General features: G+C 71.7%; 12 protein-coding genes. 7 read left to right on the top strand and 5 right to left on the bottom strand.

The window, feature by feature from the left end; translation table 11 throughout:
• Positions 1–69: 69 nt before the first annotated feature.
• Positions 70–1,398 (top strand): hypothetical protein, encoded by a 1,329-nt coding sequence (locus WME95_RS32910; protein WP_437542997.1) that lies wholly within the window; start codon positions 70–72, stop codon positions 1,396–1,398.
• Positions 1,398–1,991 carry a polysaccharide biosynthesis/export family protein gene (locus WME95_RS32905; RefSeq protein WP_437903308.1) on the top strand — a complete coding sequence of 198 codons (594 nt, stop codon included), beginning with the start codon at positions 1,398–1,400 and terminating at the stop codon, positions 1,989–1,991. Before WME95_RS32910 ends, WME95_RS32905 begins: the two co-directional genes overlap by 1 nt.
• A 48-nt stretch (positions 1,992–2,039) precedes the next feature.
• Here WME95_RS32905 and WME95_RS32900 read toward each other — a convergent pair whose 3' ends face one another.
• On the bottom strand, positions 2,040–2,942 hold the full coding sequence (locus WME95_RS32900; RefSeq protein ID WP_437903307.1) for a PCC domain-containing protein: 903 nt from the start codon (positions 2,940–2,942) through the stop codon (positions 2,040–2,042).
• Positions 2,939–4,960 (bottom strand): OmpA family protein, encoded by a 2,022-nt coding sequence (locus WME95_RS32895; protein WP_437903305.1) that lies wholly within the window; start codon positions 4,958–4,960, stop codon positions 2,939–2,941. Before WME95_RS32895 ends, WME95_RS32900 begins: the two co-directional genes overlap by 4 nt.
• Positions 4,961–5,145: 185 nt before the next feature.
• Between WME95_RS32895 and WME95_RS32890 the strand changes: the two genes are divergently transcribed.
• The 3 genes from WME95_RS32890 (at position 5,146) to WME95_RS32880 (ending at position 7,691) form a co-directional block, all read left to right on the top strand.
• Positions 5,146–5,805: a Maf family protein gene (locus WME95_RS32890; protein ID WP_437903304.1), complete on the top strand. Its 660-nt coding sequence runs from the start codon at positions 5,146–5,148 to the stop codon at positions 5,803–5,805.
• Positions 5,802–7,343 carry a hypothetical protein gene (locus tag WME95_RS32885; protein ID WP_437903303.1) on the top strand — a complete coding sequence of 514 codons (1,542 nt, stop codon included), beginning with the start codon at positions 5,802–5,804 and terminating at the stop codon, positions 7,341–7,343. Before WME95_RS32890 ends, WME95_RS32885 begins: the two co-directional genes overlap by 4 nt.
• Positions 7,344–7,427: 84 nt before the next feature.
• A complete protein-coding gene (locus WME95_RS32880) occupies positions 7,428–7,691 on the top strand; it encodes a hypothetical protein (protein WP_437542982.1) in 264 nt (87 codons plus the stop codon).
• On the opposite strand, the gene WME95_RS32875 is transcribed toward WME95_RS32880, so the two are convergent.
• Entirely contained in the window at positions 7,672–8,730 is a 1,059-nt protein-coding gene (locus WME95_RS32875) for an RluA family pseudouridine synthase (RefSeq protein ID WP_437903302.1), read from the bottom strand. The two genes, WME95_RS32880 and WME95_RS32875, sit on opposite strands and share 20 nt — an antisense overlap.
• Positions 8,731–8,795: 65 nt before the next feature.
• Positions 8,796–9,356 (bottom strand): SMI1/KNR4 family protein, encoded by a 561-nt coding sequence (locus WME95_RS32870; protein WP_437903300.1) that lies wholly within the window; start codon positions 9,354–9,356, stop codon positions 8,796–8,798.
• A gap of 796 nt (positions 9,357–10,152) precedes the next feature.
• Between WME95_RS32870 and WME95_RS32865 the strand changes: the two genes are divergently transcribed.
• Positions 10,153–12,033, top strand: coding sequence for a MopE-related protein (locus tag WME95_RS32865; RefSeq protein ID WP_437903298.1), 1,881 nt, complete (start codon positions 10,153–10,155; stop codon positions 12,031–12,033).
• An 80-nt stretch (positions 12,034–12,113) separates the two neighbouring features.
• Positions 12,114–12,641 carry a phosphohistidine phosphatase SixA gene (sixA, locus tag WME95_RS32860; protein WP_437903296.1) on the top strand — a complete coding sequence of 176 codons (528 nt, stop codon included), beginning with the start codon at positions 12,114–12,116 and terminating at the stop codon, positions 12,639–12,641.
• Between the two features lie 24 nt (positions 12,642–12,665).
• On the opposite strand, the gene WME95_RS32855 is transcribed toward sixA, so the two are convergent.
• Entirely contained in the window at positions 12,666–13,700 is a 1,035-nt protein-coding gene (locus tag WME95_RS32855; protein ID WP_272094857.1) for an AAA family ATPase, read from the bottom strand.
• Positions 13,701–13,722: the final 22 nt, after the last annotated feature.

Below are 13,722 nucleotides of genomic sequence, written 5' to 3'. Positions count from 1 at the left end.
GCCCAATAGGCGATGAAACTTCGTGAAACCATAGCCGCTGCCGCAGTCACACTCACTCTGTCCCCGGCGTTGGCCCTGGCGCAGGATCAGCCGTGGCTCAAGGACCGGCGCTACACCGAGGGCATCGGGATACGCACCGGCGATCTCGAGCTGCATCCCGGAGTCGCTGCGGAGTTCGGCTATGACTCCAACTTCTTCCGCAGAGACGAAGACGACTATGCAGGCCTCGACGATCTCGGGCCTGTTGGCTCGTTGCGGCTCCGTATCACGCCGTCGTTTTCGCTCTCGACGCTGAGCCAGCAGCGCTACGAGGTGACGCCCGACGCGCCGCCGCCGGACGTCGAGTTTCGCGCCGGCATCGCCGCGACCTATGAAGAGTTCTTCCCTGTGTCCGGCAGCGAGGTAGGGAAGGACCGGCTGAGTGAGCAGCGGAACATCGGCGGCCTGCTCGACGCCAAGCTGACGATCCTGCCCCGGCGCCCCTGGTCCGGGATCCTCGATGCGTCGCTCGGCCGGACCATCGCCTCTTCGGATCTCGGGATTTCCAACCAGAGCTTTCGGCGCGTCCACGCCGACGCGGGGGCGGAGCTCGTGTGGACGCCGGGCGGGGGGCTGCTCGACTGGCGGCTAGGCTATCGCTTCCTGGGCACGTTCTTCGAGGTCGACGAGTTCGACAGCCTGACGAACTTGCACCACACGATCCGGACGCGGGGTCGCTGGCGCTTCTTGCCCCGCACCGCGCTCATCTACGACGCGTCGCTCGGGTTCGTGAATTACCCGAACCCGGCTGCCCAGCTCTCCTCTCATCCCCTGCGAGCGCAGCTCGGCATCAACGGCCTCGTGACGTCGTCGTTTGGCCTCCTCGCGATGGCCGGCTGGGGCGCGAGCTTCTACACGTCAGACAGCCAGGCCGAGGTGCACGACTTCGACAGCGTCATCGGCCAGCTCGAGCTGAAGTGGTATCTGACGCCGAACCCGTCGGCCGATCCCGAGGCGGCCACGCTCGCGCTGTCGTCGCTGTCGGCCGGCTTCACGCGCGATTTCCACGACAGCTATCTCTCGACCTACTACGAGCGCGATCGCGGTTACCTCAAGCTCACCTACTTCTTCGGCGGACGCTTTCTGCTGATCGCCGACGGCGGCGTGGCTGCCCACGTGTATCCCGCGATTCCGGGGAACGGGGCCGCCTCCACATCTGCGGATCCCTGGACAGACGTCCGCGTCGACGCGTCCCTGTTCGGCGAGTACCGGATAGGGGACTCGCTGGGCATCAACTCGACGCTGCGTTACGGCAACAACATCAGCAGCACATCGCTGACGCCTGCCGGCGAGACGACGCCGAACTACCTCGGATGGCAGCAGTTCGAAGCCTACCTGGGCGTGCGCTGGTTCATGTGATGCGGCGTGCTGGTCGGTGGACCGCCGCCGTGCTCACGCTGGCGCTCGCTGCGTGCTCATCGCGAACGCCCCAGCCAGCGAACCTCCCTGCGCCGGTGGAGGCGACGACCATCGGGGTCGGCGACGTGTTCGAGCTCCGCATCGTCGGAGAAGACAAGCTGCCCTCGACGTTCACCGTCGCGCCGGATGGCACCGTCGACTTCCCCTACGTGAAGCGGCTCAAGGTGTCGGGCCTCGAGCCTCAGGAAGTGGCGGAGCTCGTGCGCGCGAAGCTCATGGAAGGGCAGGTCCTCACCGATCCCAGCGTGAGCGTGAGCATCAAGGAGTACAACTCGAAGCGGGTCGAGGTGCTCGGCGAGGTGCAGAAGCCCGGGTCCCTGCCGCTCCAGCCCGGCATGACGCTGCTCCGCGCCATCTCGATGGCGGGAGGGTTCAACAGCATCGCGGACAAGGATCGGGTCACGATCCGCAGGAAGTCTCAGGGCAAGACGGTGTTCACCACCGTCTCGGTCGAGGACATCATCGACAACAAGATCCCCGATGTGCCGCTCCAGGCAGGGGACTCGATCCACATCGCCCAGCGCGTCTTCTGAGCGCGCAGGCGCCGTCCGCCACCTCTCGACGAGGTGGCGCGGTCGCTCTCAGTTCTTCCGCGCGAGGCGGAACTGCTTCCTGCCTGTCGCTGCGTCGACGGTGGGAGGCTCGATGCGGAGCATCGTCAGCGAGACCTCGCGCACGCGGCCGTCGCGCTCCTGGCGGAGGCGGATCCGCTCGCCGTCCGAGCTGATCACGGTGCAGTCGCCGAAGTGAAAGTGGGTCACGCTGTCGCCCACTTCCGGATAGAGCTCGTCCTCCTGGCGAGGACGGGTCGGGCGCTGCGGTAGCGGCGCGGCAGCGAGCTCCGCGGAGCCCGTCGAGGCCGCGCGCGCCGGCTCCACGGCGGGCGCCGGAGGCGTCGCGCGCAGCGGCTCGATGGCCGGCGCCGGGGGCGTCGCGCGAGGCGGCTCCACGGCGGGCGCCGGGGGCGTCGCGCGCGGCAGCTCCGCGGCGTGCGCCGGAGGCGCCAGGCGGGGCGGTTCGCCCGCGAGCGCGGGGATGGCGGACGACTGGGTCGCGAGCTGCATCGCGCCCGTTCGATCGTCGAACACCCGCACCAGGGGTAGATCGTCGAACGCCGTGACGCGGAGCTCGAGCCCGTAGACGCGCGCCCACACGAGCTCGCCGGCGGCGAGCTGGAGGCCGACGCCCGACTCGCGGGCCAGCGTGGCCGACAGCCGAAGCGAGGTCTCTCCCTGCTGGAGCGCGATGTTCCCCGAGAGCGCCACCACGTCGCACGGGCCGTCGAGGACGCGCGTCTTCGCGTAGGTGCGGGAAGCTTGATCGAACAGCGCCACTTCGGCCTTCTCCAGCGAGCCTACCCCCTCGATCCAGCCGGCGCGCGCCTCGGCCTCATCGAGCGCGCGCACCAGCGCAGCAGGGAGCTCCTCGCCCCGGTCGAGGCGGATGATCAAATGGCGGGCACGGCGTGCCTCGAGGACATTCATCGCTGTTTCTTTTCTCCGGTCGTCGAGGGGGCTGCGCCCGGAGCACCCGGGGCTCCTTCAGAGCGCCGAGCGCGGGTCGCCGTCACCTCGATCTGGGGCGCGCCAGGCGCGCGCTTGGCTGATGGGTCGCCAGCGGCGGCCGTGATCCGGTCCGCCGGCAAGCCCGCGGTTGCAAGGAGCTCCTTGACGGCGCCCGCGCGCGCGCCCGCGAGCTCGAGGGCGCGCGTGGACTGATCGCCCTCACGATCGGCGTAGGCCTCCACGATGACGATGTCGAGGGGCATGCGCCCGCGCATGAGCTGGGCGATCATGGCGAGCTGCGCCGCGAGGGCCGGCGGCACGCGGGCGCTCGCTGCCGGGAAGCGGGCCAGGCCGTCGAGGACGACCTGATCGCCGGACCACCGCGGCAAGGACCTGCCGGCCGGCTCAGGGCAGCCGTCGGCGTCGTTCGTTCCGTCGATCGTCTCGGCGGTCACGGGGCATGCGTCGGCCGCGTCGGCCACGCCGTCCTCGTCGTTGTCGCGCTCGGGGCAGCCGTCGTCGTCCTGGAAGCCGTCGCGATCCTCGGCGTTGCCCGGGCACTGATCGCTGGCGTCAGGGACCTGGTCGATGTCGTTGTCGGGATCGGGGCATCCGTCGTCGTCCTTGAAGCCGTCGACGTCCTCCGCGCCCATGGGGCACGTGTCGCGCGCATCCAGGATCCCGTCGCCGTCGTTGTCGGGATCGGGGCATCCGTCGCTGTCCTGGAAGCCGTCGCGGTCCTCGGCGGCGTTCCGGCAGGCGTCGGCGTCGTCCGGGACGCCGTCGCTGTCGTCGTCTGCATCCGGGCAGCCGTCGCCGTCCTGGAAGCCGTCGATCGTCTCGGGCTCGTCCCGGCACCTGTCGCGACCGTCGGGGATCCGATCGCCGTCGTTGTCGGGATCGGGGCATCCGTCGCCGTCCTGGAAGCCGTCGCGATCCTCCGCGACGAGCGGGCACTCGTCGTCGCGATCGAGGACGCCGTCGGCGTCTGCATCGCGCCCCGTCGGCGCATAGCGGAGCCCCAGGTTGAACCGGAAGCGCGGCGCGGTGAGCGCGCCGCCCGAGGCGAACGGGATGGCGCCGCCGCCGCCCGCGGACAGCGAGACGTCGCCTGCGAGCAGCGGGGCGCTCGTGGCCGAGAGGATCCACTCCGCCGGCACCAGCGCCGGGGCTCCGGCGGGCTGCTCGGCGAGCGTGTAGAGGGCGAACGCCTCCGCGGACGCCGAGAGCCAGCGGTCCGGGAGCACGTCGACCGAGGCGCCGAGGGCGCCGAGGAGCTGTGGGCCGACCTCGGCGTCGATCAGCGTGCTCGAGCCACGGAGCCGGGCCCCGACCTCGGTCGCGAGCAGGAGCTTGCCGAGGCGGTACGCTGCGGTGACGCTCGGCGCGAGCGTCACGGTCCCGGCGCTGGCGAACACCGATCCGTCGCCCGTCGGCACGCCCAGATCGAGGCGCGCTGCCAGCGAGAAGCCATCGAGCGGACCACGCTGGGCCGGCGGCAAGATCGCGAGCGCGGCGCCCAGGCGAGCGTCGCGCATCACGCTGCGCTGGAGCTCCGTGTCGGTGCCGAGGACGTCGGAGAAGCCTGCCCCGTCCTGGTACAGGGTGACGGGAGCGGCGACCGTGACCTCCAGGCGATCGGTGAGCCCGAACGACGCCAGGAAGGTCGCGTCGACCATGTTGTCCAGCGCATGGATGACCGTCCCCTCGGGGTCGGGCGAGGCGGTGCGCAGGCCCACTGGCCGCGACAGGTAGCTCGCCACGAGGCCGAACGAGGCCTTCGCGCTCGGAGCCGTCCCTGTGCTCCCCACGGCGAAGAAAGGGCCGCCGCCTGCGTGAGGCCAGAGGTTGTCAGCATCGATACAGCCCGACAGCCCGCTGGCCGGCGCGCACTCGTCCGCGCGCACCGGCGCCGGAAGGAGGGCCGCCATGAAGACCCCGGACGCCACCAGCAGCGGGAGGCTCGATCGTGCAGGCTCCCTCCGGTTGGCGCGCATCGCGCCCGACCCTCTACTACTGCCGGGGGGAGAGTCAAAAGAGCAATCGACGCGTCGCGATCCGCTGGCGTCCGAGGCCGGGTTTGCGTCGGATTGCGTCGGATTGCGTCGTGCTCCGCGGTCGCGCTGGCGCCGTGCTAGGACCACGCCCGGCCGGGGCCGGCGCCGCCGGCGTCCGCACGACCATGATCGACGACTCACACCCGCTCCTGCTCGGCTCTGGCTCGCCGCGCCGGCGAGAGATCCTGACCACGCTCGGCCTGCCTCTCCGCGTCGCGGCAGCCGAGGTCGACGAGGCGGGGCGCGCCGGCGAGGACGCCGCTGCCTACCTGGAGCGCGTCACCCTGGCGAAGCTCGCGGCCGCGCGGCGCCTGCGCCAGGCGGCCGGGGCGGGCGCGATCCTCGTCGCCGACACGTCGGTCATCCTCGGTGATTCCATCCTCGGCAAGCCGCGGGACGAGGTCGACGCGCGCGCCATGCTCCGCGCCCTCTCGGGCCGCGAGCACCAGGTCTGGACGCGGTTCGCGATCGCCGGCGGCGATCGGGCCGACGTCGCGACGGCATCCGCCCCGGGCCTCGCCGAGGCGCTCCACGCCGAGACGGTCGTGACGCGGGTGCGCTTCCGCGAGCTCGACGACGGCGAGGTGGCGTCGTACGCGGCGACCGGCGAGGGGCTCGACAAGGCAGGCGCCTACGCGATTCAGGGCATCGGCGCCTTCGCCGTCGCGCGCATCGACGGCTCCTATTCGAACGTCGTCGGTCTGCCCGCGTGCGAGGTCGTCGCTGCGCTGCGGGCCACCGGCTTGCTTGCGCGCTTCCCGCTGTCGCTCGCGCGCTCGTCATGAGCGACGGCGCCTCGGTCGGCGCGCGTCGGCGCGACGCGGGCGCGATCTTCGCGCTCGCCCTCGCCGCGCGGCTCGCCATGGTCGCCTGGGCGGCCGGGCGCTTCCCGCCCACCGCCGACGGGGCGTACTACCAGCGCATCGCCGAGCGGATCGCGGCGGGGCTCGGCTACACGTGGCTATGGCCGGACGGCGTCGTCACGTACGCCGCGCACTACCCGGTGGGCTATCCGGGCGCGGTCGGCGCGCTGTACGCGCTGCTCGGCGCGCACCCCGCGGTCGCGATGCTGCTGAACGCCGTGCTCGGCGCGCTCGCGGCGCTCGCCGTCCATCGCCTGGCGGCCCGCGCCGCGCCGCGCTCGCGCGCCGTGCCGGCGCTCTCCGGCGGGCTCGTCGCCCTCCACCCCGGGCTCGTGGCGTACACCCCGGCGCTCATGACCGAGGGCGTCACCGGTTCGCTCGTCGCCTGCGCGGCGTGGGCGTCCGCGAGGGCGCGCGATCGCCGCCCCGCGCTGGCCCCGTTCGCCGTCATCGGGCTGCTCATCGGCGCCGCCACCCTCGTCCGCCCGCAGGCGCTCCTGCTCGCGCCGCTGTTCGCCGGCCTCGCCCTCTCGGGCTCTCCGCCTGCAGGCGCTCCCCGGCTCCTGCCCTCGCTTGCCGCGCGCGCGGCGCCCGTCCTGCTGGCCGTCATCGCGGCGCTCCTCGTGTGTGCGCCCTGGACCGCGCGCAACTGCCTGCGGATGAACCAGTGCGCCCTGGTGAGCGTGAACGGCGGATGGAATCTCCTCATCGGAGCGGACCCGGCGTCCACCGGCGCCTGGGCGCCGGTCCAGGTCCCCGAGGCGTGCCGCGAGGTCTTCGACGAAGCCGGCAAGGACGCCTGCTTCGGCCGTGAGGCGCGCCGGTACATCGCGGAGCACCCGGGCGAATGGCTCGGGCTCGTGCCCAGGAAGCTCGCGGCGACGTTCGACTACTGCGGCGCGGCCGGGTGGTACCTCCACGCCTCGAACCCGTCGGCGTTCAGCGAGGCCGACAAGGTCGCGCTCGGCGCCGTCGAGACCGTCTTCGAGCGCGTCGTCCTCCTCGCCGCGCTCGTGTGGGCGGCGCGCAGGCCCGCGCAGGCGCCCGGCGCAGCTCGCCGTCCCTCGCTCGCGCACCGCGCGCTCGACATCGCTCGGCTCGCGCTGTTCGCGCTGGGGGTCGTCGCCGCGCTGCACGTCCACGCATGGGTTGGCTACCTCGCGCTCCTCGGCCTCGCGCTGCTCAAGGGTCGCGCGCTCCTCCAGGCGCCGGTGCTCGTAGGCGCCGCGCTCGCCGTCCTCGCTGCGACCGCGGCGACGCACGCCGTGTTCTTCGGTGCCGGGCGTTACGCGCTGGTCGCGTTCCCGCTCCTCTCGGGGCTCGCCGCCCTCGCCGCGGCGCGCCAGGAAGCGGATCGGCCTGCCGCCGGCGCGCCCGGCGCGACCACCCATATGCCCGCCGCGCCCCTCGCGCCGCCGCCCGGGTGCGGGGTCGGGTCGTCGGACGACGAGCTACTTTGACAGCGCCGCCTGGGCTGCTGCATCCTAGGCCCCCGTCGGCTCGGGAGCGCGTGCCCCCGGCTGGCGAACCTGGAGGAGAGACGGATGCCCTTGATTGAAACGGAAGAGGCGGCGCGCCGCCTCGCGCGCGCCATCGCGAGCGATCTCTCGCTCTACAACGAGGAGAAGATCGTGCAGGGCATCCAGCAGGATGACCTCTTCACGGTCCTGTCCGAAGAGATCGAGGAAGGGCGCGCCCTCTACAAGAGCCGCGTCGCGCCGGACCTCTACCAGAAGAACTTCTACGACCGCGCCCTCGTCGACATCCTCATCAAGTCCAAGGGCCACATCAAATCGAAGATCTGGTAGCGAGCGCCCGCAGCTGGTCGAGCGCCTTGCGCATGTCCGCTGGCAGCGCGCTCTCCCAGCGGACGGGCTTTTGCGTGGCGGGGTGGATGAACCCGAGCACGCGCGCGTGGAGGGCTTGCCGGCCCAGCTCCTCTGCGATCGCCCGTACCGCCGGCTTCTTTGGCGGCTTGCCGTAGAGGGGGTCTCCGAGGACGGGTGTCCTGCCGCGCTCGGCGAGGTGCACCCGGATCTGGTGGGTGCGGCCCGTCTCCAGCGAGCACGCGACGACGGTCGCGGCGTCGCCGAGCCTCTCGATCACGCGGACGTGCGTCACGGCGCGGCGTGGCATGGCGACGCGTGAACCGGGCGCGCCGGCTCCAGAGCCGGGTGCGCCGGCGCCGCCGCGGATCCACGACGTGAACCGGAGCCTGTCGGTCGGGTGCCGGCCGTGGAGCGTGTCGTAGGTGGCGTCTCGCGCCTCGCCGGCGACGATCGCGGCGTACTCGCGCTCGATCGCGTGCCTGGCGAACCGATCTTTCAGCGCCTCGCGGGTGGGCTCGTCCTTCGCCACGACGAGCAGGCCGCTCGTCCCTCGGTCGAGCCTGTGCACGATCCCCGGGCGGACATGGCCCATGGGATCGCGCGGATCGGCGGGCGCCAGGGCGAACCCGGGCAGGGCGAGCAGCCCGTTGACCAGCGTGCCAGACGCGTGGCCGCGGGCCGGATGCACGACGAGCCCGGCGGGTTTGTCGATGACGAGCAGGTGCTCATCCTCGTACACCACCGGGATGGCCACGTCGGGATCGGCCGCGGTGGGCGAGGGCGACGGCTCTTCGGGGTGGACCTCGACCTGCGCGCTTGCGCGCACCGCCACCGACGCGCGCGCGGGCTCCCCGTCGACGAGGACCCGACCGGCGGCGATCCACCGCTGGACCGCCGCGCGAGAGGCCGCATGGCCGGCGCGGTCGAGCAGGTGGACGACGAGCTTGTCGAGCCGGTCACGAGGGTCGCCGTCGTCCACCCGGAACCGGAAGTGGAGCGCTCCTGCACCGGCAGCCATCGCGTTCGTCACCGACGTCGTTCACGGCCGAGCGGCGCCGGGGTGAGGGCGTCGCGGCCGCGCGATCAATACTCCGTGTCGCCCTCGTCGTCCTCTTCGGCGGACCCGAGCTCGGGGTTGAGCGCCACGTGCGACTCGAGGTCCTCGAGCCGCTGCGACTCGCGCAGCTTGATGAGGCCGCACTGCTCGGCGAGGTACAGGTCGAACGCGGTGTAGCGCGGGAATACCCGGACGTTCGTGTCCTCGTTGTCGAGGCCGAGGATGACGAGCTCGCCGTCCCGCCTGGCCTCCCCGAGGTAGAGCGCGTTCCACGGCTGACCGGGGAGGTTGGGCAGCCTCACGACCTTGGCCCGGAGCCGCGATTCGGTCCAGCCGAGGTCGGTCTTCGCCTCGGCCAGCTTGCGAACCGAGGTGAGCTTCGGTCGAGGCGCCGACGGATCCTGGCCGAAGCGATGCCGCCCCTTGAACCGCGGGCCCAGGCTATCGAGCCTGAAATCGAACTCGAGGAACGCCCGCAGCGTGGGCGGCAGCTCGACCATCAGCCTCGACTCGAGCGCATCGAGCGCCGCCTGGCTCGCTCCCTCGGCGGTATGGCTGGAAGGGCGCTTCTTCAGTTGCGCGATCACGCGATGCACAAGCTCAACGCCACGTTCGATCGGTGCCATGTATCCACGGGCCGCGGTTGCGCGGTGTTCTTCAGGACCCAAAGGGCCTCACTGGGGCGCGTCTCTGGGCCCCGGCTGTTGCAGGCTCGTCGCGCGCTCGGTCGGCTCTCTACATCGGCCGACCGGGTGCGCATCCCTCTATGGTGCCTACCGGTCCGGTCCGCTCGGTGTCAACCCGCGATCGCACCGCGGTCGATCATTCCTCCTCCCCCTGAAGTGCTCGCCTGGTTTCCCGTTTCCCGTCACCCTCGTCTCGAGGAGCCGGGTCCGCCTCTCCCGCGTGCGCTGAAGGCGCGCCGCGCTCGCCAGATCAGCACGGCGGCTGCGATGAGCACCACCGCGGCACCGATCCCCAGGATGACCCATTGTGGCGCAGGGTAACGCCCGCGCTGGAGACCAGGAGGCGGCCGCTCGTACTCGATCTGGAGCTGCGCGCCCACCGGCCCTCGTTACACGCGGATGCTCCGACCCGCAACTGATCCCGTGGCGCGAGCTGGCCGGCTCGGCGTGCAGGCCAGCTCGTGAGCAGCCCTCGCAGCTGCTCGGGCCAGAGCGAGGCAGCGCGCTCCAGACCAGCGCCTTGCCGACCGGCCAGCGCCAGCGGATCAGAACTTGCTTTCCTGGAAACTCGGGGTTGTAAAGTGGACCGAAGCGCGGGCACCGTGCGGCCGGTGCGAGAGGGTGAGAGATGAAGCCGGGCTCTTCAGCGTGGGTCGAGGGGGCGCTTCCGCGGCCTTCCCGGATTCGACGGTACCTCATGGCGCTCGGCGCATGGGCGGCGCTCGGCGTCCTGGCGGGAGCGTGCGGCCGGACGAGCCTCCCCGACCTCTCGAACGCCAGCGCTGGAGGGGGCGGCTTTGGTGGCGCGACGAGCGGCAGCATGTCGACCTCATCGAACGGAGGCGAGGGCGTCGGAGGCTTCGACGCGTGCGGCGGCCCCACGGACTGTGACGACGGCGACGACTGCACGAGCGACGACTGCGCGGACGGGCGCTGCGAGCATCGCCCCCGCGACGACGATCGGGACGGCGTCGGCCCGACGTTCTGCGGCGGGAGCGACTGCAACGACCTCAACCCGTCCGTCTTCCCGGGCGCGCCGGAGATCTGCACGGACGCCGCGGACAACGACTGCAACGGCGTGAGCGACTGCTTCGATCCCGCCTGCGCAGCGGGGGAGATCTGCGGCTGTACCCCGAGCCCCGCCGGCGAGCGCTGTCAGAACGGCGCCGACGACGACTGCGACACGATCGTCGACTGCTTCGACGCGGACTGCTCGGGGACGCCGGCCTGCGGCTGCTCCACCTCGGAGGCCGGGAAGTGCGGCAACGGCGCCGATGACGACTGCGATCTCGCCTTCGACTGCGACGACCCCGACTGCGGCTCCGAGCCGCTCTGCGCCTGCAGCGCCCAGCGCGAGCGCTGCGACAACCGCGAGGATGACGACTGCGACCTCCTTGTCGACTGCGGCGATCCCGACTGCCGCGGCATCTCCCCTTGCGCGTGCGAGCCGCCCGGCTCGCCGGAGCGGTGCGAGGACGGCGCCGACAACGACTGCGACGGGCGCGTCGACTGCGCGGATCCGCAGTGCGTCTCCGCGCCGGCCTGCCGGCGCTGCGTGCCGGAGATCTGCGACGACGGCGTCGACAACAACTGCGATGAGCGCGTCGACTGCGCGGACAGCGCCTGCGCCTTCGCGCCGAACTGCGAGCCGACGCCGGAGCGGTGCAACAACGACGTCGACGACGACGGCGACGCCCTGGTCGACTGCCAGGACCCGGACTGCGCGAGCAGCCCCGTGTGCGTGCTCGAGCAGGCCAACTGCCTGTCGCCGAAGCGCATCCCCGGGACTGGCACGTACACGGGGGACACCACCGGGCACGTGAGCGAGACCCGGGGTGAGTGCGGCGGCGACGCCGGCGAGGCGGTCTTCTTCTTCGTGCTCACCGCGCCGTCGCGCGTGCACGTCGACTCGCGCGGGTCGGCCTTCGACACGGCGCTCTACGTCCGCACGGGCGTCTGCAATTCCGGCCGGGAGATCGGCTGCGACGACGACAGCGGCGGGTCGCGGGCCTCCCTGCTCGATTTCGGCATCCTGTACCCCGGCACGTATTTCGTCTTCCTCGACGGCTTCACGATCGATCCCGCGAGCGGACCGAACGAGGGCCCCTTCGTGCTCAACGTCGAGATCGTCCCGAACCCGCGCGAGATCTGTGACGACGACATCGACAACGACGGCGATCACTACGTCGACTGCGCTGATCCTGGCTGCGCCACCTTCGGCTCATGCCGGAGCTGCGCGAACGGCGCCGCGCCTGGCCCCGAGTTCGGGACCGGCGCGTGCACCGACGGGATCGACAACGACTGCGACGGCGCGCTGGACTGCGCGGACGAGGACTGCAGCGCGAGCGACGTCTACATGACGGAGTGCTGCAACGGCCTTGATGAAAACGGGAACGGGTTCCCTGACGATTTCAACTGCCGATGCGCCTCCGATGCCGATTGTGACGAGGGGCAGATCTGCTACACGCACACTTCATTCACGTGCGGTTTCCCGTGCGAGAACTTCCGCGGGAGCATCTGTCCCTTCGTGGCGCCGGGCTCGCACTGCAACGATGCGACCCATCAGTGCGAGTTCTGATGGGCCTCGAGGTGGCGCCGCCGCCCCTTTCGCGCGGACGGCGCTCCCCGGCTGGCGCTCGTCCAAGCTAAGGTCAGGTCATGGAGATCCTGATCATTCGCCATGGCCATGCCGTGGATGACGCGCCGGACCTCGGCGACGCAGGTCGCTGGTTGACGGGCAAGGGGCGCAAGCTGACCCGGCGCGTCGCCAAATGGCTCGCGAAGCAGAAGGACCGCTGTCCTGGGATGATCTGGACGAGCCCCCTCGTGCGCGCGGTGCAGACCGCGGAGATCATCGCCGAGGCCGCCGGGCTGACCGACGAGGTGTCGGTCGTGGCCGAGCTCTCTCCCTCGCGCGACACGGCCGAGATCCTCCGATTGCTCTCGCAGCACCAGGGGGCTCAGCCGCTGGCGCTGGTGGGGCACGAGCCTTCGTTGTCGGCGCTTGTGACGTCGCTGCTCGGCGACGGCGGCTGGGCCGGCCTGAGCCTGAAGAAGAGCGGCGTCGTCGCGGTGAGCTGGGACGGGCGCGGGCCGGGGACGCTGCGCTTCGCGCTGGATCTGAAGGCCATGAAGGCGGTCACGCCGGTGAAGGAAGCGCAGCAACAGGCGCCTCGCGCCCGGTGATGGGCGTCCGCGCCGCGGCGCCGCTCAGCGCACCGATCTCTCCACGGCGCTCAGCACGTCGACGTCGCGGACGCCGTCCGCCTCGGCGCGGTACGACAGCACGATCCGGTGCCGCAGCGCCGGGATCAGCAGCGCCCTCACGTCGTCCACGTCTGCCGCTGCCTCGCCGCGGAGCGCAGCGCGCGCCTTGGCGGCGATCACCAGCGCCTGGCTCCCGCGCGGCCCCGCGCCGTAGCGCACGTAGTCCCGGACCTCCTGCGCTGCGCGCTCCGCCCCCGGCCGCGTCGCCCTGGCGAGGCGCACCGCGAGGTCCACGGCCTCGTCGGTCACCGGGATCCTCGGGACGAGGCGCCCGATCGCCAGCACCTCTCTCGCCTTGAGCACCGCCGCGATCGCCGGCGGCTTCCCCGAGGTCGTCCGTCGCGCCACCTCGCGCTCCTCGGCCTCGCTCGGGTAGGTGACGTGAATCTCCAGCAAGAAGCGGTCGAGCTGCGCCTCTGGCAGCGGGTAGGTCCCTTCCTGCTCGATCGGGTTTCGCGTCGCGAACACCTGGAACGGGTCGGGGAGGGCGTGCGTGGTGGTCCCGACGGTCACCTTGCGCTCCTGCATCGCCTCGAGCAGGGCGGCCTGCGTCTTCGGGGGCGTCCGGTTCACCTCGTCCGCGAGGACGAGGTTGTGGAAGATGGGGCCGGGCTGGAAGCGCAGGCTCCGCGACCCGTGCTGCTCGTGCAGCACGTCGGTCCCCGTGATGTCGGCGGGCAGCAGGTCAGGCGTGAACTGGACGCGCCCGAAGCTGAGGTCGAGCGCCCTCGCGAGCGACGACACGAGCAGGGTCTTGGCGAGCCCCGGGACGCCGACGAGCAGCGCATGCCCGCGCGCGGCGAGCGTGATCAGCATGGCCTCGACGACCTCGTCCTGCCCTACCACCGCCGCCGCGATCGCCGAGCGGAGCCGCCTGGCCCCCTCCGCTGTGCGCTCGAGGAGCGCGGCATCCGAGAGGGCGGTCGATTCCTCATCGGCGGTCGTCTCGGCGTCATTCCTGTGCTCGGGATCGCTCATACGGGCAGGGCTCGTACCCCGA

The sequence above is a fragment of the Sorangium sp. So ce327 genome, from assembly GCF_051530205.1.
GTDB lineage: Bacteria > Myxococcota_A > Polyangia > Polyangiales > Polyangiaceae > Sorangium > Sorangium cellulosum_B.
This window is presented reverse-complemented; position numbering and strand designations above follow the sequence as displayed.

Excerpts from the sequence above, each read along its gene's own strand:
- WME95_RS32855 (WP_272094857.1), bottom strand. The coding sequence starts at position 13,700 with ATGAGCGATCCCGAGCACAGGAATGACGCCGAGACGACCGCCGATGAG.
- WME95_RS32905 (WP_437903308.1), top strand. The coding sequence starts at position 1,398 with ATGCGGCGTGCTGGTCGGTGGACCGCCGCCGTGCTCACGCTGGCGCTC.
- sixA (WP_437903296.1), top strand. The coding sequence starts at position 12,114 with ATGGAGATCCTGATCATTCGCCATGGCCATGCCGTGGATGACGCGCCG.
- WME95_RS32885 (WP_437903303.1), top strand. The coding sequence starts at position 5,802 with ATGAGCGACGGCGCCTCGGTCGGCGCGCGTCGGCGCGACGCGGGCGCG.
- WME95_RS32900 (WP_437903307.1), bottom strand. The coding sequence starts at position 2,942 with ATGAATGTCCTCGAGGCACGCCGTGCCCGCCATTTGATCATCCGCCTC.
- WME95_RS32865 (WP_437903298.1), top strand. The coding sequence starts at position 10,153 with ATGGCGCTCGGCGCATGGGCGGCGCTCGGCGTCCTGGCGGGAGCGTGC.
- WME95_RS32890 (WP_437903304.1), top strand. The coding sequence starts at position 5,146 with ATGATCGACGACTCACACCCGCTCCTGCTCGGCTCTGGCTCGCCGCGC.
- WME95_RS32895 (WP_437903305.1), bottom strand. The coding sequence starts at position 4,960 with ATGCGCGCCAACCGGAGGGAGCCTGCACGATCGAGCCTCCCGCTGCTG.
- WME95_RS32880 (WP_437542982.1), top strand. The coding sequence starts at position 7,428 with ATGCCCTTGATTGAAACGGAAGAGGCGGCGCGCCGCCTCGCGCGCGCC.
- WME95_RS32875 (WP_437903302.1), bottom strand. The coding sequence starts at position 8,730 with ATGGCTGCCGGTGCAGGAGCGCTCCACTTCCGGTTCCGGGTGGACGAC.